General features: G+C 48.0%; 17 protein-coding genes. 11 read left to right on the top strand and 6 right to left on the bottom strand.

Annotated elements, in window-relative coordinates:
* Positions 1-18 precede the first annotated feature (18 nt).
* The 3 genes from ACO0LL_RS18960 (at position 19) to ACO0LL_RS18950 (ending at position 1,334) form a co-directional block, all read left to right on the top strand.
* The gene (locus tag ACO0LL_RS18960; protein WP_422952387.1) at positions 19-450 is read left to right on the top strand and encodes a hypothetical protein; all 432 of its coding nucleotides are present in this window, start codon (positions 19-21) and stop codon (positions 448-450) included.
* Between the two features lie 127 nt (positions 451-577).
* Complete coding sequence (locus ACO0LL_RS18955; RefSeq protein ID WP_422952386.1) at positions 578-1,030, top strand: TMEM175 family protein; 453 nt, start codon at positions 578-580, stop codon at positions 1,028-1,030.
* Positions 1,023-1,334 carry a hypothetical protein gene (locus ACO0LL_RS18950; RefSeq protein WP_422952385.1) on the top strand — a complete coding sequence of 104 codons (312 nt, stop codon included), beginning with the start codon at positions 1,023-1,025 and terminating at the stop codon, positions 1,332-1,334. The genes ACO0LL_RS18955 and ACO0LL_RS18950 overlap by 8 nt, the downstream gene beginning before the upstream one ends.
* Positions 1,335-1,357: 23 nt before the next feature.
* On the opposite strand, the gene ACO0LL_RS18945 is transcribed toward ACO0LL_RS18950, so the two are convergent.
* Positions 1,358-3,064 (bottom strand): cation:proton antiporter, encoded by a 1,707-nt coding sequence (locus ACO0LL_RS18945; protein ID WP_422952384.1) that lies wholly within the window; start codon positions 3,062-3,064, stop codon positions 1,358-1,360.
* Between the two features lie 722 nt (positions 3,065-3,786).
* On the opposite strand from ACO0LL_RS18945, the gene ACO0LL_RS18940 reads away from it, so the two are divergent.
* Positions 3,787-5,751, top strand: coding sequence for a PAS domain S-box protein (locus ACO0LL_RS18940; protein ID WP_422952383.1), 1,965 nt, complete (start codon positions 3,787-3,789; stop codon positions 5,749-5,751).
* A 117-nt stretch (positions 5,752-5,868) separates the two neighbouring features.
* Here ACO0LL_RS18940 and ACO0LL_RS18935 read toward each other — a convergent pair whose 3' ends face one another.
* Both ACO0LL_RS18935 and ACO0LL_RS18930 read right to left on the bottom strand, forming a co-directional pair.
* Positions 5,869-6,048, bottom strand: coding sequence for a hypothetical protein (locus ACO0LL_RS18935; protein WP_422952382.1), 180 nt, complete (start codon positions 6,046-6,048; stop codon positions 5,869-5,871).
* A 174-nt stretch (positions 6,049-6,222) separates the two neighbouring features.
* The gene (locus tag ACO0LL_RS18930; RefSeq protein WP_422952381.1) at positions 6,223-6,429 is read right to left on the bottom strand and encodes a hypothetical protein; all 207 of its coding nucleotides are present in this window, start codon (positions 6,427-6,429) and stop codon (positions 6,223-6,225) included.
* Between the two features lie 490 nt (positions 6,430-6,919).
* Between ACO0LL_RS18930 and ACO0LL_RS18925 the strand changes: the two genes are divergently transcribed.
* The 3 genes from ACO0LL_RS18925 to ACO0LL_RS18915 all read left to right on the top strand — a co-directional run bounded on the left by ACO0LL_RS18925 (position 6,920) and on the right by ACO0LL_RS18915 (position 10,189).
* Positions 6,920-7,333 carry a BON domain-containing protein gene (locus ACO0LL_RS18925; RefSeq protein ID WP_422952380.1) on the top strand — a complete coding sequence of 138 codons (414 nt, stop codon included), beginning with the start codon at positions 6,920-6,922 and terminating at the stop codon, positions 7,331-7,333.
* Between the two features lie 123 nt (positions 7,334-7,456).
* Positions 7,457-7,975: a hypothetical protein gene (locus ACO0LL_RS18920; protein ID WP_422952379.1), complete on the top strand. Its 519-nt coding sequence runs from the start codon at positions 7,457-7,459 to the stop codon at positions 7,973-7,975.
* A gap of 108 nt (positions 7,976-8,083) precedes the next feature.
* The gene (locus ACO0LL_RS18915) at positions 8,084-10,189 is read left to right on the top strand and encodes a catalase (protein ID WP_422952378.1); all 2,106 of its coding nucleotides are present in this window, start codon (positions 8,084-8,086) and stop codon (positions 10,187-10,189) included.
* Positions 10,190-10,277: 88 nt separating this feature from the next.
* Here ACO0LL_RS18915 and ACO0LL_RS18910 read toward each other — a convergent pair whose 3' ends face one another.
* Entirely contained in the window at positions 10,278-11,531 is a 1,254-nt protein-coding gene (locus ACO0LL_RS18910) for an alpha/beta hydrolase family esterase (protein ID WP_422952377.1), read from the bottom strand.
* Between the two features lie 95 nt (positions 11,532-11,626).
* A complete protein-coding gene (locus tag ACO0LL_RS18905) occupies positions 11,627-12,040 on the bottom strand; it encodes a CopG family transcriptional regulator (RefSeq protein ID WP_422952376.1) in 414 nt (137 codons plus the stop codon).
* Positions 12,041-12,386: 346 nt separating this feature from the next.
* Here ACO0LL_RS18905 and ACO0LL_RS18900 point away from each other — a divergent pair, with 346 nt between their 5' ends.
* From ACO0LL_RS18900 to ACO0LL_RS18885, 4 genes are all read left to right on the top strand, one after another.
* Positions 12,387-12,923: a hemerythrin domain-containing protein gene (locus tag ACO0LL_RS18900; protein ID WP_422952375.1), complete on the top strand. Its 537-nt coding sequence runs from the start codon at positions 12,387-12,389 to the stop codon at positions 12,921-12,923.
* A 284-nt stretch (positions 12,924-13,207) separates the two neighbouring features.
* Positions 13,208-14,398: a mechanosensitive ion channel family protein gene (locus ACO0LL_RS18895; protein WP_422952374.1), complete on the top strand. Its 1,191-nt coding sequence runs from the start codon at positions 13,208-13,210 to the stop codon at positions 14,396-14,398.
* 276 nt (positions 14,399-14,674) lie between these two features.
* The gene (locus ACO0LL_RS18890; RefSeq protein ID WP_422952373.1) at positions 14,675-17,056 is read left to right on the top strand and encodes an ATP-binding protein; all 2,382 of its coding nucleotides are present in this window, start codon (positions 14,675-14,677) and stop codon (positions 17,054-17,056) included.
* Positions 17,057-17,344: 288 nt separating this feature from the next.
* Complete coding sequence (locus ACO0LL_RS18885; protein WP_422952372.1) at positions 17,345-17,770, top strand: response regulator; 426 nt, start codon at positions 17,345-17,347, stop codon at positions 17,768-17,770.
* A gap of 82 nt (positions 17,771-17,852) precedes the next feature.
* On the opposite strand, the gene ACO0LL_RS18880 is transcribed toward ACO0LL_RS18885, so the two are convergent.
* Positions 17,853-19,460, bottom strand: a complete 1,608-nt coding sequence (locus ACO0LL_RS18880; RefSeq protein WP_422952371.1) for a response regulator — start codon at positions 19,458-19,460, stop codon at positions 17,853-17,855.
* Positions 19,461-19,609: the final 149 nt, after the last annotated feature.

The following is a 19,609-nucleotide window of genomic DNA, read 5'->3' as shown; positions in this document are numbered from 1 at the left end:
CAATATGATCCCGGTAATATGAGCCCTGTATTTCATTTCAGTTTTGAAAGCCACTGGCGCAGCGCGCCGCTGGCTTATTGGGTGCATCTACCTGTAGCAGGGCAGCCAGACAGTTTTTTACCTGCTGCGCCACCCTGCATACTGCACCGTGGCTATGCAGTTCTGCATGTGGAATTTGAACAGTTTGATCTGGTATTCAGTGCACCTGCACAACTTGATCATTTCATTGCTGTGCTATCGACCAAACCCTTGCCCACATCTGGCCAACTGTCTGCCTTGCGTAAGGCACCGATCGGGCCAAACGGACACTGGCTCAGCCGCCTGCCAGCGGCTTTGAAAGCACCACGCAAGCGGGGCAGACTGGTACGGCTCATCAGCGAGATACGCAGCCTGGTCGTGGATAAGGAAAAGCCCGACAGGTTTGACTGGAAAAACCACGACATCGCATGAAATATCACCAGCCTTCAGCGGCCTTTTGAACGATATCCAACACTTTGGCGACACAGAGCATCAGACCTGCCTTAACGTTCTGGAACTCGTTATAATTGTTTAAATAACCATCGCTGAGGATAATATCGTGTCAGATACCGTTCATCACAAGCATCAAGGTTTTATCTCCCTGCACAGGCTAGAAGGTTTCAGCGACGCCGTGTTTGCCTTTGCCGTGACCCTGCTGGTGGTGTCGCTCGAAGTGCCCAAATCTGCTCATGAGCTGTTCCACCTGATGCACGGATTTATCGCCTTTGGCGTGGCCTTTGTCCTGCTGATGGTCTTGTGGTACCAGCACGGCAAATTTTTCAAGCGCTTCCCGCTGACTGATCTATGGATGATCAGCCTGAATACGGCCTTGCTGTTCGTCATCCTCCTGTATGTCTATCCCTTGAAGTTTTTATTTGCCAGCCTGTTTGACTCATGGATATGGAGAGCCAACAACGATAATTTTTCTTCAGTGTCAGAAATCAGGCAACTGATGGCTATTTATGGTGCAGGCATCATCGCAGTCAATTTTGTTTTTTTTTCTCATGCATAAACATGCCTGGCGCCTGCGTGAGAAATTTAATCTCGACTTTGAACAACTCACTGAATTGCAGTCAGACATCGGGGGCAATCTCGTCAATATGGCGGTTGCAGGTCTGTCAGTATTGATCGTGGCAGTCAGCAACGACAAGGGAACCTGGTCAGGATTTATCTATTGCCTGCTGGGCCCGCTACATTGGTGGAATGGTGCCCGCCATGCAAAGAAAAAGCCGCCAGTTGCTATTGAAGATGCAAGAGATGCAGGCAAAGAGAGAACTAAAGAAGCCCCCAAAGAGGCTTCCAAAGAGACTACGTAAAGTCGTTCCAGAACATTGCTGGTTTAATGCCCGGCACCATCAGGCTTGAAGCGATTTACTATGTGCACAGCCATGCCTTTTGCCAGTTCTTCTTCGCCATAAAAGACATCGCCTATCTCTTCCTTGCGCAAGAGTATGGATTCATCTTCGCTATGCGTGCGCAACAAAACTTCAATGCCAGGGTTGAGGGTGCGGGCAGTTTTTGCCATTTGCCGCACATTCAGGGTGTCTGGTGTTGCCACTACCAGCATCGCAGCATTGGTGATATGCGCCTGTATCAACACTGCTGGGTCAGCAGCGTTACCTGAGACGGCGGCGATGCCTTTCTTGCGCAAATCCTCGACCACTTCACGGTTCTGTTCAGCCACCACATAAGGGATGCCACGCTCATCCATAGCTTGTGCAATACGGCGGCCAACCCTGCCATAACCCACTAACACCACCTGGCCTTCCAGATATTTGCGTTCAGTCGTCATTGGCAATTCAGCGTAAGGGTCTTGTCTCTGATCGAGTTCCCGCGCCAGATCAGAATGCGATAAGGCCCATTTCCTGAGTGGCCCTATCAGCGTGAACAGGAAAGAATTCAAGCCTATGGAAATCAGCACCCCTGCCAGTATCAGGCTCATGCCTTCTTGCGGTAGCAAGCCCAGCGACAAACCCAAACCAGCCAGGATGATGGAGAACTCGCCGATCTGCCCCAGGCTTGCACCTATCGCCAGCGCCGTATTGAGTGGGTAACGCAACAAGATCACCAGCGCAGAAGAGGTAAAGAAGTTACCCAGTATGACAATCGCCACCACGCAAAGCACGCGCAAAGGTTGTGCCGTCAAAATCGCAGGGTCAAATACCATGCCCACCGACACAAAAAACAAAACTGAAAACGCATCACGCAAGGGCAGTGATTCTTCTGCCGCACGATGGCTGAACTCTGACTCACGCATGACCGTGCCAGCAAAGAAGGCACCCAGCGCAAACGACACGCTGAATATCACAGACGCACCATAAGCAATACCAATTGCAGATGCTACGACTGACAGCGTGAACAATTCACGCGAACCCGTACGCGCCACCTGCCACAACAACCAGGGCAAAGCACGGCGGCCAACCACTAGCATCAAGGCAATAAAAGCAGACACCTGCAGCAGGGTTTTGCCTATCGTCATCCACAGTGGCGTCGTACTCGCGACGACCGCAGTCGTGCTGCCCAACACGCCTGCCAATGGTGGCAGCAACACCAGTACCAGCACCGTCACTAAATCCTGCACTACCAGCCAACCGACTGCGATGCGGCCATTCATGGTGTTCAGCAGATTGCGCGCTTCCAGTGACTTCAACAACACCACTGTACTGGCGCAAGCCAGCGACAAACCAAAGATCAATGAACCACCCACACTCCAGGTCCACCACGATGCAATCGCCATACCTACAGCCGTGGTAATCCCCATTTGCAATACCGCACCAGGAATAGCAATACGCCGCACCGCCAGCAAATCAGCGGGTGAGAAATGCAAGCCCACTCCAAACATCAGCAACATCACACCTATCTCTGACAACTGCGATGCAATATGTACATCCGCCACAAAGCCAGGCGTAGTAGGGCCAATCACTATCCCTGCCAGCAAATAGCCAACCAGGGCTGGTACCTTGATTTTTTCGGCGATAAAGCCAAGAACAAGCGCCCCGGCAAAAGCGGCTGCAACGGTAGTAATCAAAGAAATGCTGTGGTCCATTCGGCTCCTTAAATTAAATCACCCGCTTCATCGCGCGTGATAGAGGTTGAAGTGATTGAGTATTCGGACGCCATCATTTGCATGTGGCTTGCGGTAGGTATTGCTGTATTCCGGGTAGCTGAGTAGCAAACACTTCAAGCTATTTGAAGCAGAGCATACTTGGCTTTGTTGACGCAGTGGGAAATACTAGAGCTAATATTGCTGTTGGTCAAGAATATGTATCAGCAGGCAGTGGCTGAAAAATTGCCTGCAGCGAACTTTAAGCTCAGAGTCACTTAATGCATTAGCTTATTTGCTGCTTGCATTCACAGGATCATCCTCTACACGTATGCTTAATTGACCATTCACAATGGACAAAACATAAGTAAATTTTCCGGCTCCAGGCAAAGGCCCTTCGCCGTTACAGTCCCTTGGCCAGGCATGCTTTAAAGTGACGTTTTATTTCGACAGGTGAGATGGAAGCAATCGAGTATCATGGTCGGATGTCAGGCGCAAGAACGCACATAGGCTTTTTCTGTACCCTTACCGCACAATGAAGAGCGTATCTGAGGCTTAAAGTTGTATTGACAATACGATATAATTTTATTCGCATGAAAGTGGCAGAATCTAGTATTTCCCATTTATGACGCATCCTTGAACACCACATTTTGCAGCTTACTGGTGGAAGACGGGTAAGTTGATGCACGCTAGTTAACAAAATTTTTTGACTGTGGAAATAGCCGATGCTCAACCAAAATTTGCCTGAAGATAAAAAATTGATTGACCTCCAGCGCTTCCAGTTATTGGTTGATGCAATTACTGACTATGCGATTTACATGCTGGATATTGATGGCCGCGTGGTAAGTTGGAACGCGGGTGCGCAGAGATTCAAGGGTTACAACTCTGAAGAAATCATTGGCAAGCATTTTTCACAGTTTCATACACCAGAGGACCAGGCCGCCGGTCTTCCCGCGCGTTCTCTCCAGATAGCGGAGACGGAAGGGCGTTACGAGACCGAAGGCTGGCGTGTGCGCAAAGACGGGTCTTATTTTTGGGCAACCGTCATCATCGATGCAATCCGGGAGAATGGCCGGTTACTTGGTTTTGCGAAAATTACCCGCGACATTACTGACCGCAGGAAAGCGGAAGAAGCCTTACGTCAAAGCGAGCAGCAATTTAGCCTGTTAGTGCAAGGTGTGACTGATTATGCGATTTATATGCTGGATAAAGATGGCTATGTCAGTAACTGGAACTCTGGTGCCCAACATATCAAAGGATATCGACAAGAAGAGGTTATTGGCACTCATTTTTCGCGATTCTATACTCAGGAAGATCAGCATAGTGGAGTGCCGCAGCGCGCGCTATTGACTGCAAGGACCGAAGGTCGTTTTGAGCAGGAAGGCTGGCGCGTGAGGAAGGATGGAAGTAAATTCCGGGCTCATGTCGTGATCGATCCTATTTACAATGCCTTCAATGAATTCGTCGGCTATGCCAAGGTTACCAAGGATATTACTGAAAAGTATGAAGCAGCCATCGCTCTGAAAAAAACTGAACTGGCATTACAGCATGCACAGAAGATGGAAACCATCGGTAAATTGACCGGCGGCATAGCCCATGATTTCAATAACCTGTTGCAGATCATCTCAGGTAACCTTCAGTTATTGTCTGCCGAGATTGCAGGTAATCAACATGCAGAAAAGCGGGTCACTAATGCGTTGGCTGGTGTGCGGCGCGGTGCCAAGCTGGCCAGTTATTTATTGTCTTTTGGACGGCGCCAGGCACTTGATCCCAAAGTAGTCAATATTGGCCGTTTTGTGATCGATATGGAGGATATGCTGCAACGTAGCCTGGGTGAGACTATCGAAGTCGAGACTATTCTCGCTGATAACCTGTGGAATACCTTTGTCGATGTTGCGCAAGTTGAAAATGCTTTGCTTAATCTTGCTGTCAATGCGCGCGATGCGATGGAATCCGTCGGCAAGCTGACCATAGAAGCTGGTAACGTCGTACTGGACGAAAGTTATGCACGCACTCACGTAGAAGTGAACGCAGGTGAATATGTGATGCTTGCAGTGTCGGATGTTGGTTCAGGCATGCCACCAGAAGTACTATCCCAAGCATTTGAACCATTTTTTTCGACAAAACCCGAGGGCAAGGGAACGGGTTTAGGTTTGTCCATGGTATATGGCTTTGTTAAACAGTCAGGTGGGCACATCAATATTTACAGTGAGCCGGGTTATGGCACGACCGTAAAATTATATCTTCCCCGTTCGACAGAACAAGAAAGCAAGCTGGCTCTGCAGGTAACAGAAGAAATTATTGGCGGACATGAAACCATTCTGGTTGCCGAAGATGATGAGCAAGTTCGGACTACTGTAATCACGATGCTGAGCACTTTGGGGTATACCGTATTACATGCTGCCGATGCACAGAGCGCATTGGCTATTATCGAGGCTGGCGCCAAAATTGATCTTCTTTTTACCGATGTTGTCATGCCAGGACCAATGCGTAGTCCTGAGCTGGCGCGCAAAGCCCGCGAGCATTTGCCAAATCTGGCAGTATTGTTTACATCGGGCTATACACAAAATGCTATCGTGCACGGAGGGAGGCTTGATGCAGGCGTGGAATTGCTAAGCAAACCGTATAGCCGCGAAGCGCTCGCCCGCAGGATCAGGTCAGTAATTGCTAATAATGCCAATAAGCATTAGTTGCAATAAGCATTAGTTGCAATAAGCATTCGTCGCAACAAGCATTAATGGCAAGGGCCATGAAATAGTTAACATCAAGCTCTGGTTACTTGAAAACTCTTGAAGTTTATTTCTCCGTCAGGATGAGAGCTTAGACAAAGCGATATCAATTCTGCGCAAAAACTTATCTTTGGCTGCACTTATTTCCATATCCGACATTGACGGCAACCTGCTAATCAGTTTGTCGAGTTCATCTTTAAAGTCAGCACTGCTTACATGTTTGATGTCGGAGGGATTTTCGGTGATTTTCTTTCCCATGATTATTCCTGTTTATTGAACCTCAGCCTCATGAATAGCTTGGCACTTGACTATCATTATGTGCTTATCTTCGAGCATACCTCGCTCATTCAGCATCAAGATGCAAAGCGACATGCACAGCGGCAACAGTAACGTATATAGCCATTCCCAAGTTTTTCAATCACACACAGTTTTTCAGCTGGAAAAATACATGGTTCGCAAGTTTCTGCGGTGTTCTTCCAGTTTTTTCATATGGATATGGTGGGTTGTAGAAGTCAAATTTTTCGATTTCTTAGCGTTACCCATGTCTGTCACCGTCACAACTGGAGTGACCAACTGATCATTCAGTGCAGAAATGTTTTGATTTTTAGTTGAAAAATAGAAACCGAAAAAATTTTTCATGATGACTCCTCTGAAATATGGGATGGCTGAATAATATTGTGTCCAGGAACAAAAACCAGCGAGTAGCTAGTGGTACCCCCAGTAACAACAATATTGCGAAAGAGATGTCATCATAATTAGAATTGATCTTACAAAGAACAGGACAACAGCGACCCGCTTTGTAGGAGATATCCTACCGCTACTCCATATGCATTTTCTTCATCAGATTATGCATATTTCATGTGTTTCCCTCCGCAAAAAATATTTTCACACTCATTTGAATTGATTTCAGCTTTGCTCTGAAATTGATAGAAGTATGGTGCATTTCTGCTATGAAATGCCTTGTTGTGTCTGCATTTTTTCAACGTAAAAAATAGTGATTAGTTTATTAGTAATTTTAATAATTTTCTCGGTCTGACCCTAGCTGCGTGTTGGTTACCGCACAGATGCAACGGATCAATTTTCTTAATCTATCGCTACTTGTCCACTTGGACTTAAACGGGAGAAATGAATGGGACGAATACTCAATACCATCGGCGTTACTTCATTACTGGCTCTGGCTACTTTGCCGGGTACTGGATTTGCAGCTGATCCTGTACCGGTAGTGACACAAGGTAAAGCCGCATCAAATGTGGATAACACTGAGATCAATAACCGCGACAAAAATGCCGCGAACAAAACGCCGGAAGATCAGTTCAATACGCAAGAAGATCGCCAGGTACTGGCAGCCGTCAGACGGTCAGTCGTTGGCGACAAATCACTGTCAGTCTTGGCACACAACGTCAAGATTATGGTGAATGCAGGTGCGGTCACTTTACGTGGACCAGTCAAGACGGCAGACGAGAAAGTGAAAGTTGAAAAAATTGCTCAGACTGTCAAGGGCGTCACTTCTATCAATAATTCGCTGGATGTGAAAACAAATTAAACAGGAAAAACAGACAAGCAAATAGGGATGTGAGCAAGTCTGCTAGTTAGCTATATCAGCGCTAAAAAGTAGGAAACAAAGTAAGAAACTACGTACGCAATTTACACCACCAAAGGAGTTCATATGACAACCGCAATTTACTGTATCGCAACAAACCGCGTTCAAGCTGAAAACATCGTCGATAATCTGAAACTTGCAGGATTCCCAAGTGGCGATATCTCTGTCCTGTTCCCTGATCAGACTGGTACACGGGATTTTGCGCATGAGCAAAATACCAAATTACCTGAAGGTGCAGCCACGGGTGGCGTTGCAGGCATGGGCGTAGGTGCCATCCTGGGCTGGTTGACAGGCATTGGCACGCTGGCTATCCCTGGTGTTGGTCCTTTCATTGCTGCTGGCCCTATCATGGCTGCATTGAGCGGTGCTGCACTGGTTGGTGCGGCAGGCGGCATCATTGGTGCCCTGGTCGGTCTGGGCATTCCTGAATATGAAGCAAAACTGTACGACGGCAAAATCCGCGGCGGCAACATTCTGATCTCTGTCCATACAGACAATTCTAATGAGGCTTCGAATGCAAAGGACATTTACAAAAAGGCTGGCGCTGAAGATATCAACTCCACATCCGAGGCGAGTGTTTCTTAATTTCCTGCCAGAGTAAGTGAGTAGTGACATCGTAAAAACGGACTGCTCAGATAAACAGAGCAGTCCGTTTTTTGCCTATCATCCCCATTTTTTTGTAGATTGCCTACCATGCCTAAGACCAAGACAGCCGCAGCAAAATCAGAAATAAAAGAAACAAAAAACCTGACTTCCGCCTCCATCGGCAATGGAGGGGAACTACATCAGATTGCAGGAAAAACACATCCACAATTGACGACAAATCAGGGCGTCGTTATTGCAGATGACCAAAATTCTTTAAAAGCCAGCGTCAAGGGCCCGACCTTGCTGGAAGATTTTATCCTCAGGGAAAAAATTACTCATTTTGATCATGAACGTATTCCAGAACGTATCGTCCACGCGCGCGGCACGGCTGCGCATGGCTATTTTGAGCTCACACATTCGCTGGAGAAATATACGACCGCCAAAATCCTGACTGAAGTAGGGCATCAAACTCCAGTGTTTACCCGCATTTCCACAGTTGCTGGTGGCTCTGGTTCTGTGGATACACCACGGGATGTACGCGGCTTTGCGGTCAAATTTTATACCTCTGAAGGTAATTGGGACTTGGTGGGTAATAATGTACCTGTGTTCTTTATCCAGGATGCTATTAAATTCCCCGATCTTGTCCATGCCGTGAAAATGGAACCTGACCGTGGCTTTCCGCAAGCTGCTACAGCGCATGATACCTTCTGGGATTTTATTTCACTGACGCCAGAAGCCATGCACATGGTGATGTGGATCATGTCAGACCGCACCTTGCCAAGATCCTTGCGTATGATAGAAGGTTTTGGCGTACACACTTTCCGGCTGATTAACAAGAGTGGTGAATCGACTTTTGTCAAGTTCCACTGGCGTCCAAAAGCAGGCTTGCAATCGACGGTTTGGGATGAAACAGTCAAAATTGCCGGTGCTGATCCTGATTTCCACAGACGTGATTTTTTTGAAGCTATCACTACAGGCGATTTCCCTGAATGGGAATTGGCGGTACAGTTATTTACGCAGGAAGAAGCAGATCAGTTCCCGTTTGATCATCTTGATGCGACCAAGCTCATTCCCGAAGAATTGGTACCACTGACTGTAGTAGGGCGCATGGTGCTTGACAGGTGGCCAGATAATTTCTTTGCAGAGACTGAGCAAGTGGCATTCTGCCCATCCCATATCGTTCCCGGTATCGATTTTTCGAATGACCCCTTATTGCACGGGCGTTTATTTTCTTATCTGGATACACAATTGTCCAGGCTGGGTTCGCCCAATTTCCATCAGATTCCTGTCAATGCGCCGAAGTGCCCATTCGCCAATCACCAGCGTGATGGACATATGCAAATGGGACGCCCTGTAGGCAGGGTCGCCTATGAGCCGAATTCGCTGGCAAAGGATGCGCCACGTGAGCAGCCTGCAACAGGTTTTACAAGCATGGCAGAACCTGTGGCTGGTGATAAAGGCCGTATCCGTCCTGAAAGCTTCGCCGATCATTATAGCCAGGCACGTCAATTTTATGCCAGCCAGAATGCAACTGAACAAGCGCATATAGTTTCAGCACTGGTCTTTGAATTATCAAAAGTCGAGCACGCGCATATACCTGCAGCCATGGTCGGCCATATGCGGCATATCAATGAAGACCTCGCGCAGCGCGTCGCTGCCGGACTGGGCCTCAAGAACTTGCCAGCCGCGCCAGCTACTCACGCAGAGATACAAGACTTGCCTGAGTCCCCAGCTTTGGGATTGATAGATAAAATGAAGGATACCCTGACGGGCCGCGTAGTTGGTATTCTCATCGCCGACGGTTCAGATGCCAGGATACTGGACAAAGTCAAAGCGGCTGTTGAAGCGGCAGAGGGTAAGTGCAAAGTTGTTGCTCCGCGCATCAATGGCATACTTTTATCAGATGGCAAAGAAGCCAAGGTGGATGGCCAACTGGCAGGTAGCCCTTCAGTTATCTTTGATGCTGTCGCTATTATTTTGTCTGATGCATCGGCAAAAAAATTGGAACGGGATATGGCAGCGAAAGGCTTTGTCAGTGATGCCTTCAGTCACTTGAAAGCAATAGCTTATGATGCGGGCGGCGAAGTGTTGTTGACTGCGGCAGGCATTGATAAAGACGATGCTGTCATATCGACAGATCAATTGAAAAACTTCATCGCTGCCGCAAAAACACGCTTATGGGTTCGCGAAGAATTCGTGCGGCCACCTCTATAAACTGCCTGAACGGCAAAGGCACTGGTGAACAAGAAAAAGCCTGATGCATAGTGATTGCATCAGGTTTTCTCTTTTTATTTTTATCGCATTACGCTTGATTCTGATTTACTTGCGACAAAAAGAAACGCAGCATTTCCCGGCTGGCATCCGGCCCCGCTGCATCGGTAAAACTACCTTGACTATTACCGCCCGACCAGGCGTGGCCAGCGCCATGGATGACCCATTGTTCGGCAGGTGCAGGTTTTGCGCCAGCTTGTTGTGAAGAAGCATTTTCAGCGTAGCGCGTGCGTGTATAACGCCGGCCAAGCTTGCCGTTACCGTCTTCTTTTTGGGCTTTCAATGCGCTTGACTGCTTGCTGTCCAAATATCGTGTCATGATGCGGTCAGCATTTTTGCTACTGACAGTATGATCCTGATCGCCGTGAAAGACGATGATAGGCACGGCGTTTCCTGCAACCGGTTTTTTCATCTGATTTGCTGCGCCACGCATCGCCGCCATTGCTGATGGCAAATCACTGGCTGCGCCAAATGGCAGGCCAGAATGGATGCCAACTGCGGCATAGAGCTCAGGATAGGCATCTGCCATGATGGCTGCCATGGCACCACCCGCTGACATACCAGCGATAAATACGCTGCCTGCATCGACATGATAGTTGGCCATGATGTCACGGGTGATGCCTGCGATCAGCGAGGGTTCGCCCTGGTCGCGCTGTTGATCCATCGCCTTGAACCAGTTCCAGCATTTCGATGAGTTGGCTCCGTGGTCCTGAGCAGGATAAACGACCAGGCATTGCTGTTGTTCTGCAATCAGGTTCATGCCCGTGCCGGTCGCAAAATCATCTGGCCCTTGCGTGCAACCATGCAGCATGACGATCAGAGGTAATGCTTTTCCTTTATCGCCATTGTAGCCGGAAGGGATATATAGTTTGTAGCTACGTTTGCCGTGTGCATTGACATAACTGCCGCTAACAAAACGGCCGACATCTGCCTTGCCATTTTTCTGCGTTTGCGACACATCGGCATCAATGATGTCTGCCATGTATCTTGTATTAGCTGATGGCGGGACTGGCCTTTTTTCAGGAGCTGGGTTGATATCATGTAAAGACGGCTCTTGCGATGTGTCGCCTTGTCGCCCAGGCGCAGGCTTAGCATGGCTATCTGTCTTTGCCATGCCAGGCAAGTGATCATTCAGGGTGCGTTGTATCAGTTCTGTGACGGCGGTTAATTTTTGCAATTGCTCCGGATTCATGCTGTTCTGGGCAGGTAGAGCAAATGCCTGTGCATCGCGCCAGGACAGGCTGGCCTTGCGTATGTGGGCCAGCAAATTTTGATTGAAATTCATGTGGTGCTTTCAGTGTGCATATGAAATAGCTTACGGAATGGCTTGAAGAATGACGCGAGGAATAGCGGCAATGCTTAATTGTTCATTGTTCATTGTTAATTGATGCGGTCTGCAAGGGCTGCCTTCACCGCGCTGCTGGCCTGAAATGCTCCCAGCACAGAGATGGAGGCGATGCTTGCAACTGCGAGTTCAGGGCTGACATCCGCCGCAATGCTGGCTAAACCCAGCACCTGTATTTGCAAATGCTCGCCAGCATCCCGCACGGCTTCAAGATCGGCACGGGTGTAATGCTGCATGCCTAGTACCAGACTCCTGCGCGTGACGGTCTGGCGTATAACTTCAGCATGCGTCAGCAATTGATTGCGTATCGCGGTACGTATCAGATCGGTACGATTGGAATAAAAACCTTCCTGCACCAGCAGATCTACCTGACCCAGATCAACCAGACCAAGATTGATCGTAATTTTTTCTGTATCGCTGGCCTTGGGCCGTATATCGGTAACGCTCATGGCATGCCTTTTTTGTATTTACTTTAGATTTTGCTTGTAATTAGCATCCATATGGATGGTAATTGGATGTTTAATGGAGTATATCAATGGATTTTATAATGTAAAGCTTTAATTGCAGCGACAAGAATCCCTGCTTTTTGTCCTACATGGCTTGGGGGCTGAGGCTTACTCGCATTTACAGGTACAGGTTTTAAGATGGAATCTACCTGTTCTCTTCTGTGTGACTGATTTTTTACTGAATTTGCAACAGGTATTTCTTCAGACTATTTTTTGATTAATTAGCCGAAAACCTAGGTTCATCAACGACACCATCAACGACATCATTAACGACATTGAAGGAAACATCATGCGTACTGCAACTCCTGCGGCAAAAGCCAAATCTGTAAAAATCCCTGCCGTTGTTCTCCCCAAGAAAACCAAAGGCGCTAAAGCGCAAGATGCAGTCAGCCTGCTCAAGCAAGATCATAAAAACGTCAAGGCATTGTTCAGCAAGTTTGAAAGCCTGGGTGACACGGCATTGGTGAGCAAGAAAAAAATTGCTCACCAAATTTGCCTGGAACTCACCAAGCATACAATTGCTGAAGAAGAAATCTTTTATACAGCCGTACGCGAAGCGACGACGAATACCGACGATATGCTGGATGAAGCCACTGTTGAACATGCTGCCGCCAAGGATTTGATTGCCCAGATATTGAGCATGGAACCAGGTGACGATCTCTATGATGCCAAAGTCAAGGTATTGTCAGAACAAATTGAGCATCATGTGAAAGAAGAGGAAACAGAGATGTTTCCAAAGGCAAAAAAAGCAAAACTTGATCTGGTTTCTTTGGGTGAAGCGATACAGCAACGCAAGGACGAGATTACTCTGCCATCCCTGCAGTAACGACGCATGTTCTGGGCGCGGGACTGTAAAAATCTTTCAGCCTCGCGTTTCAGACCAGCGCTGCAGCATGTTGACGATGAACAGCGCAAATCATCAGACGCAGACTTGTCACACTATAGCCAGCGATATTGCCAGACTTCTGGCATCACACTAGCCGTCTATGCCAGTACCAATATGGCTTCGCCGGGTCAGATCAGGATTAAAGCCTGACAGCCAGTTCAATTTCCAGCCTGAGCATACAAGGGCGGTACTCATGGTGTAAATCAAAAAATTTCAGGATAATTATGGATTTTCAATCAGCCTTTCAATCAACCATCAATACGCATTTTCTCGACATTCCACTGATTAGCTGGATTACTGCTTGCGGCGTTGCCGTTTTTGCTTATTTTGTCATGCATGCCTTGATAGGTTTTTTCAAACGCAGGCTGCTTGCAGATCATGAGCCCGGTAACGGACAAATTGGAGAAAATGGGCATGAAAGTGCGCATGTTGCAAGGCTAGTGCCGCAAATCCTGGGTAGTACAAGCAATATTACACTGGTGATTACCTCTGTATTGATAGGCGTAGCCGTGCTTGATTTGCCCGCGCGCTGGAGTGACCGTGTCAATCATTTGTGGTTTCTGGCATTTGGCTTGCAACTCGCTTTGTGGATCAATAAAACCGTCAAGGTATTGAGCAAACGTTACTTTACATCGGTCGCGGAAGATGGTGCGCCAGTCAACCGTGTTTCGCATACTGTCATTGTATGGGCCTTGCAATTTGTATTGTGGGTGGTTTTTTTGCTGGCCATGTTGTCAAACGTGGGTATCAATGTATCTGCCTTCATTGCCAGTTTGGGTATAGGCGGTATTGCCATCGCGCTGGCGGTACAAAATGTGCTGGGTGACTTGTTTGCCTCTCTGGCGATTGCGGTCGATAAACCTTTTGAAGTGGGCGACGCGATCAATATCAATGGCATCTCTGGCACGGTCGAGCATGTAGGTTTGAAAACCACGCGCTTGCGTGCCGATAGTGGTGAACAGATTGTTATTGCCAATGCTGATTTGCTGAAAAATACCATACGCAATTTCAAGCGCATGAAAGACCGGCGCGTGCAATTAGTGGTCAAGGTCGCATCAGATACGCCGCCTGATGTACTGGAGCAGGTTCCACCCATGTTACGCAACATAGTCGAAGAGCAGCCAGAAGTGCGTTTTGACCGCGCCCACCTGAAATTATTCGACCGAAATTCCATCGAATTCGAGGTCATTTATTATGTGCTCAAACCAGAATATGGGCTGTACATGGACACGCAGCAGGCGGTCAATTTAAAGATTATGCGGGAACTGCTTGCGAGAGACATTTCTTTCTCTGATCCGGTACAAAAAATCAAATATCTGAATGTGGCAGAGATTGAAAAAATCGAAACCAGCGAAACCCGTGAAACCCGCAAGCCTCAGCAAGCCAGTCAGATAAAATTGTCGCGCCAGCTTTGAGCGGCTTATCAAGAATAAAAGGCGGCGCAAGCGGGCTACCCCGATGCCCGCTTCAACATTTCCGCACTTCTATCTCTACAAGGAAATTTATTGCGGAACTTTGTCGTTTTTACATCCATCTTCCACGCTAGTTGCCAATACAGCAAATTCGCGTTAACCTTGACACCCAATACATGTTAAACGCTTAGAGCTAATTACTCATGTCCCGCAGATGTACATGTTGTCCGGTAAGGATAGCGCTACAATGTTGCTGCTTACCAATTTCCAGGACCGAGTATGTCCCCGACACCGAATGACAATGCAGATGCTTCTGGCGTTCCTGTGAACAACCATCCACAGTGGGCGTTCATTGGCAGCGGGACGCCTATGCGCGATGCGGTCAGGGCGTTTGACTGGTCCAGAACAGAACTTGGCCCTATCAACAACTGGCCCGCAGCCTTAAAAACCACGGTGGCGATCGTCATGAATTCTGTGCACCCCATGTTTTTATGGTGGGGGCCAAAACTGATCCAGATATATAACGATGCCTATGTACCGAGCTTCGGTGTCGGAAAACATCCAGCTGCATTAGGTCAGGCAGGGGAGGAATGCTGGCAAGAAATCTGGCCTGTCATCTGGCCGCAGATAAGCCATGTCATGAATGGTGGCGAGGCCCACTGGTATGAAGATAATCTGGTCCCTATCTGGCGCAATTCGCGCATGGAAGATGTGTACTGGACTTATACCTATACACCTGTCTATGGCGACGATGACCGTATTGCCGGCACGCTGGTCGTGTGCACCGAGACTACATCGCGGATTCTGGCTGAACGCAGGCAACGTAGCTTGTCCACCCTGACAGAGCGACTGACGTTTTGCAAAAGCCGCGAGGAAATATTTGAGATTGTCAGTGCTGTAGCTGCCGAGAATACTGCCGACATTCTGGCCGTGGCCGTCAATCAGGAAGATGCCGCCAGCCTAAACAAGGACACGCATTTCAGTATTCATGCGCTTGAACTCCATTTCCATCATGATTGCTCACTGACTTTTGAATTGTCGCAGCGCTTGCCGTTTGATGCTGCTTACAGCAAATTCCTGCATGAATTTACTGCTGTCGTTTGTCGTGCGCTCACACATATGGAAAGTTTGCTGGCCCGTGATTTTGCGGCGGCTGAAAGAGATCGCCTGCTTTTCGATGCTCCTGTAGGAACAGCCATCATGCTGGGGGATGACCTGGTTTTTCAGCTGGCTAATCCTATTTACTGCAAAATCATTGGCCGCCCGGAAGTGATGGTGGTGGGACGTAGTTTTGATCAGGTTTTCCCGGAATTGCTTGACTCGGAAGTACGCGCAAGATTCAAGCAGGTTTTCAGGGACGGCAGTCCTTTTGTATCTGAAGAAACCAAAGTACGTATCAGTTTATATGGCGGTGAACCTGAAGACCGCTATTATATTTACAACCTGGCACCGATACGCCGTGTCGATGAAAAGGTGCATGGCTTGATGGTCATTGCGATTGACATTACATCCCAGGTGCTGGCCCGTACAGAGATCGAACGCTTGAATGACAATCTCAATGTCACTTCCCGCGCCAAGGACGAGTTCCTGGCAATGCTGGGCCATGAACTGCGTAACCCCCTGGCACCAATAGTGACTGCGCTTGAGTTGATGAAAATGCGTAACCCTACTGTCACCAAGGAGCAGGCTGTTATCCAGCGACAGGTCGATCATCTGGTGCGCCTGGTCGATGACCTGATGGATGTTTCAAGAATAACCAGCGGTAAGGTACAGCTCAGGATGGTCGCAAGCAATCTGCGCGACGTGATGAATAAGGCATTGGAGATGGCCAGCCATTTGCTGGAGAAAAAAAATCACCATCTGACGCTCGATGTCGCACCCATTACCTGGGTAGGCGACCCTGCACGTCTGGCCCAGGTCGTCGCTAACCTGCTGACCAATGCGGCAAAATATACGCCCGATGGTGGTGAAATTTCATTAGTGACTTATCACAAGGACGATGAAGTCAAGATATGTGTCAGCGACAATGGCGTTGGTATTTCTGCCAGTCTGATGCCAAATATTTTTGATCTTTTCGTGCAAGGTGGCAGGAGTGTAGACCGGTCTGATGGCGGTCTGGGAATAGGTCTTTCATTGGTCAGCAATCTGGTGCAGCTGCATCATGGCAGTGTACGGGCCGAAAGCCCGGGTGAGGGTTTGGGAAGCAGCTTTACCATTAGTTTGCCACATAAGCTGACGGTGGAAGTAGCAGAGCCTCAAGAAAAGCAGGCTCATGTACCCTCCGGTACCAAGGCGCGTATTCTCGTTGTGGATGATAATCGCGATGCTGCTGATTCCCTGCTTGAATTGCTTTCAGCCATGGGGCATGAGGTCAGGGCAGTCTATGATCCTGTACAGGCACTGAACGAAGTAAAACTCGAGATGCCGGAGTTTGCCATTCTTGACATAGGCTTGCCAGGCATGGACGGTTATGAACTTGCCAAAGCCATTCGTGAATTACCCGGTGGCAGCACAATACGGCTGATTGCATTGACTGGTTATGGGCAGCAGCATGATAAAGAACGCAGCCAGAGCGCAGGTTTTAATGCACATATGATCAAGCCTATAGAGCTTGATTATTTAGAACAGTTTATTGCGGCAAACGGGGCAAGTGAATCGTAGGTGCTTGTAGGGCTTGTCCGACAATATTTTAAGATTTCACTGCTATGGAATAATCATTTTTGCAAGTACCATTTCATCAGTGAACAAGATGGCTTAACACTAGGATGGCTTAACACTATTGCCGCAGCAGTCACGGCAACAGCCACTAAGTATGCGGTCTCTTTTAAAATAAGCAAAAATAAAATAATTACTTATATCGCTCTGACCTGGATGTGCAGTGGAGGCGCTGACAGAGCGATTACTGACAGAGCGATTACTGACAGAGCGATTCAGCTGAGATAAATAATAATGATAAATTCAATCCCCGAGAATGGACATGAAACCTCAGCCGGTACTGAAACCGGCAGTCAGGTAGAGTCAGGTTTGCATATTCTGGTTGTTGAAGACAACCCGGATTTGCTGGAAATGCTTTGCGAAATGCTGGACTTGATTGGCCATCATCCTATTCCAGCAGGTAGTGGCGAAAGGGCTTTGGAATTGCTACAGGAACGATCGTACGATGTGTTGTTGACAGATATTAATTTACCCAAGATGTCAGGTGTTGCACTTGGCAAGCAAGCGGTAGAAGATGCGCCGGACATGCATATTATTTTTTCATCCGGTCATGGTGCACATATACAAACCTATGTTAATTTCCCATGCCATGTATTGACCAAGCCTTTTGAGTTGAGTCAAGTTCAGCAAATTCTGGATGGATTTACGCGCAGGACCTGATGGTCAATCACGGCTCCGCCATTGTCCAGGGCAGAAAAAGCCGGGCTTACGTCACCAGCTTGCCCTGATTTCCGGTGATTTCTCAGCCAGCTTGCAGCGCTTCTATGACGAGTATGAGTTGCTGCAGCTTTAATGGCTTCACAAAGTGAGAGTCAAAGCCAGCTTCTGCCGTCAGGCGATGGTCTTCTCTGAGGCCATAGCCTGTTAACGCAATAAGGTACATGCTGCCGGTGTCCTTGTCAGCACGCAAATGCCTGGCCACTTCGTAACCATCCATACCGGGCAAGCCGATATCAATAAGGGCAATGCAAGGTTTTTCTTCTTTAGCCAGGATAATTCCTTCTGCTCCGGTAGCTGCCTCCAACACCTCGAAACCGTGCGCCTTCAATAATTGCGACGTCATTTCCCTGGCATCTTCATTGTCTTCAATCAGCAGCAGTTTTTTAGTTGTTTTCAGCCGTCGAATCTCTTCATGTTCAGCCAGGAGATCGCCTTGTGTAGCCTGTGGTAATACGATAGAGAAAGTGCTGCCTAAATTTTCGCCTTCGCTAAACACAAGAATATCGCCGCCATGTAATTCGACTAATTGCTTGACCAGGGCCAGCCCTATACCCAGGCCTCCTTTAGCGCGATCCAGAGAGTGCTCTCCCTGGACGAATACATTGAAAATCTGTGGTAACAAGTCTTCTGCAATGCCTATGCCAGAGTCGCTGATGATCAGGCTGACTTTGCCATTCGAAAGCATATTTTTGATAGTAATCTTGCCGCCAGCAGGCGTATATTTGATGGCATTGTCCAGCAAATTAGTAATGATTTGCTCTGCGCGGGTGGGATCTGCATCTATCCACGTGTCGATAGGGTCAATCGTCCATTGGTAACTATCGACAGGGCGACTGGCTCTGAGGCTATCGAGGCAGGACATGACAACTTCCGCAAGATTGACGGCAGTTTTGTCGAGTACGATTTTACCGGACATCACTCTCCCCAAATCCAGCAAATCATCGACTATGCGTGTCAGATGCTGTGATTGTCTGGAGAGAATTTTTTTTGCACGTTCCACACTATCTGCTTTTGCACCCGGAAACCCGATGATGGATGCTGCGCTGGTGATGGCGCTTAAGGGATTGCGCAATTCGTGGCCAAGCATGGCCAGGAATTTATCTTTCGCTTCATTCTGTTCAACAGCTATTTTTCTTTCTTTTATTTCGCGCTGAAGTTTGTCATTGGCAGTCTGCAAATCCAGAGTACGCAAACCAAGAGCATCTGTTTGTGCTTTCAATTCCAGATTTTTTTTTGCCAGCTGCACAAACACTGATACCTTGGCCTGCAACACCTGGGGAATGATGGGCGTAAAAAGATAATCGACGGCACCTTGCTGATAAGCCCTTAATTTATTCAGGTCGTCAGCGAGGAAAGCAGTAATGAAAATAATCGGTATGGAAGAGGAACGGGCGCGCTTATGTATTGCTTCTGCAGTTTCAAATCCATCCATGCCCGGCATATTGACGTCCAGCAGTATTACGGCAAAGTCATCTTGCAGTACGTGACGTAACGCGTCTTCACCAGATTTGGCTGTGACCACGGAACATTGGTTTTCATCAGCCCAAGCCGTGAGCAGACCGCTTAAGGCAAATAAGCTCGCTGTATCGTCATTCACTACCAGAATCTTGGGTCTATATTTTGCTTCCACTGAATTCCTCGCCGCTGCGTTTCCGGTTGGAGACACATTGATCATTATATAAATGCCGAATTGTCACAAATCCTTAAATTTGCAGTAAATTATGTCACCGTATTTCATTTCACGGAAAGAAAAATTACGTGAATGCCACTGAAAATTGT

The organism is Undibacterium sp. TC4M20W (genome assembly GCF_049340245.1).
Classification (GTDB): domain Bacteria; phylum Pseudomonadota; class Gammaproteobacteria; order Burkholderiales; family Burkholderiaceae_D; genus Undibacterium.
Note: the sequence above shows the minus strand (reverse complement) of the source record. Positions and strands in the feature narration are given on the sequence as shown.

Excerpts from the sequence above, each read along its gene's own strand:
- ACO0LL_RS18895 (WP_422952374.1), top strand. The coding sequence starts at position 13,208 with ATGGATTTTCAATCAGCCTTTCAATCAACCATCAATACGCATTTTCTC.
- ACO0LL_RS18885 (WP_422952372.1), top strand. The coding sequence starts at position 17,345 with ATGATAAATTCAATCCCCGAGAATGGACATGAAACCTCAGCCGGTACT.
- ACO0LL_RS18900 (WP_422952375.1), top strand. The coding sequence starts at position 12,387 with ATGCGTACTGCAACTCCTGCGGCAAAAGCCAAATCTGTAAAAATCCCT.
- ACO0LL_RS18935 (WP_422952382.1), bottom strand. The coding sequence starts at position 6,048 with ATGGGAAAGAAAATCACCGAAAATCCCTCCGACATCAAACATGTAAGC.
- ACO0LL_RS18905 (WP_422952376.1), bottom strand. The coding sequence starts at position 12,040 with ATGAGCGTTACCGATATACGGCCCAAGGCCAGCGATACAGAAAAAATT.
- ACO0LL_RS18920 (WP_422952379.1), top strand. The coding sequence starts at position 7,457 with ATGACAACCGCAATTTACTGTATCGCAACAAACCGCGTTCAAGCTGAA.
- ACO0LL_RS18960 (WP_422952387.1), top strand. The coding sequence starts at position 19 with ATGAGCCCTGTATTTCATTTCAGTTTTGAAAGCCACTGGCGCAGCGCG.
- ACO0LL_RS18890 (WP_422952373.1), top strand. The coding sequence starts at position 14,675 with ATGTCCCCGACACCGAATGACAATGCAGATGCTTCTGGCGTTCCTGTG.
- ACO0LL_RS18910 (WP_422952377.1), bottom strand. The coding sequence starts at position 11,531 with ATGAATTTCAATCAAAATTTGCTGGCCCACATACGCAAGGCCAGCCTG.
- ACO0LL_RS18945 (WP_422952384.1), bottom strand. The coding sequence starts at position 3,064 with ATGGACCACAGCATTTCTTTGATTACTACCGTTGCAGCCGCTTTTGCC.
- ACO0LL_RS18950 (WP_422952385.1), top strand. The coding sequence starts at position 1,023 with ATGCATAAACATGCCTGGCGCCTGCGTGAGAAATTTAATCTCGACTTT.
- ACO0LL_RS18940 (WP_422952383.1), top strand. The coding sequence starts at position 3,787 with ATGCTCAACCAAAATTTGCCTGAAGATAAAAAATTGATTGACCTCCAG.
- ACO0LL_RS18915 (WP_422952378.1), top strand. The coding sequence starts at position 8,084 with ATGCCTAAGACCAAGACAGCCGCAGCAAAATCAGAAATAAAAGAAACA.
- ACO0LL_RS18930 (WP_422952381.1), bottom strand. The coding sequence starts at position 6,429 with ATGAAAAATTTTTTCGGTTTCTATTTTTCAACTAAAAATCAAAACATT.
- ACO0LL_RS18925 (WP_422952380.1), top strand. The coding sequence starts at position 6,920 with ATGGGACGAATACTCAATACCATCGGCGTTACTTCATTACTGGCTCTG.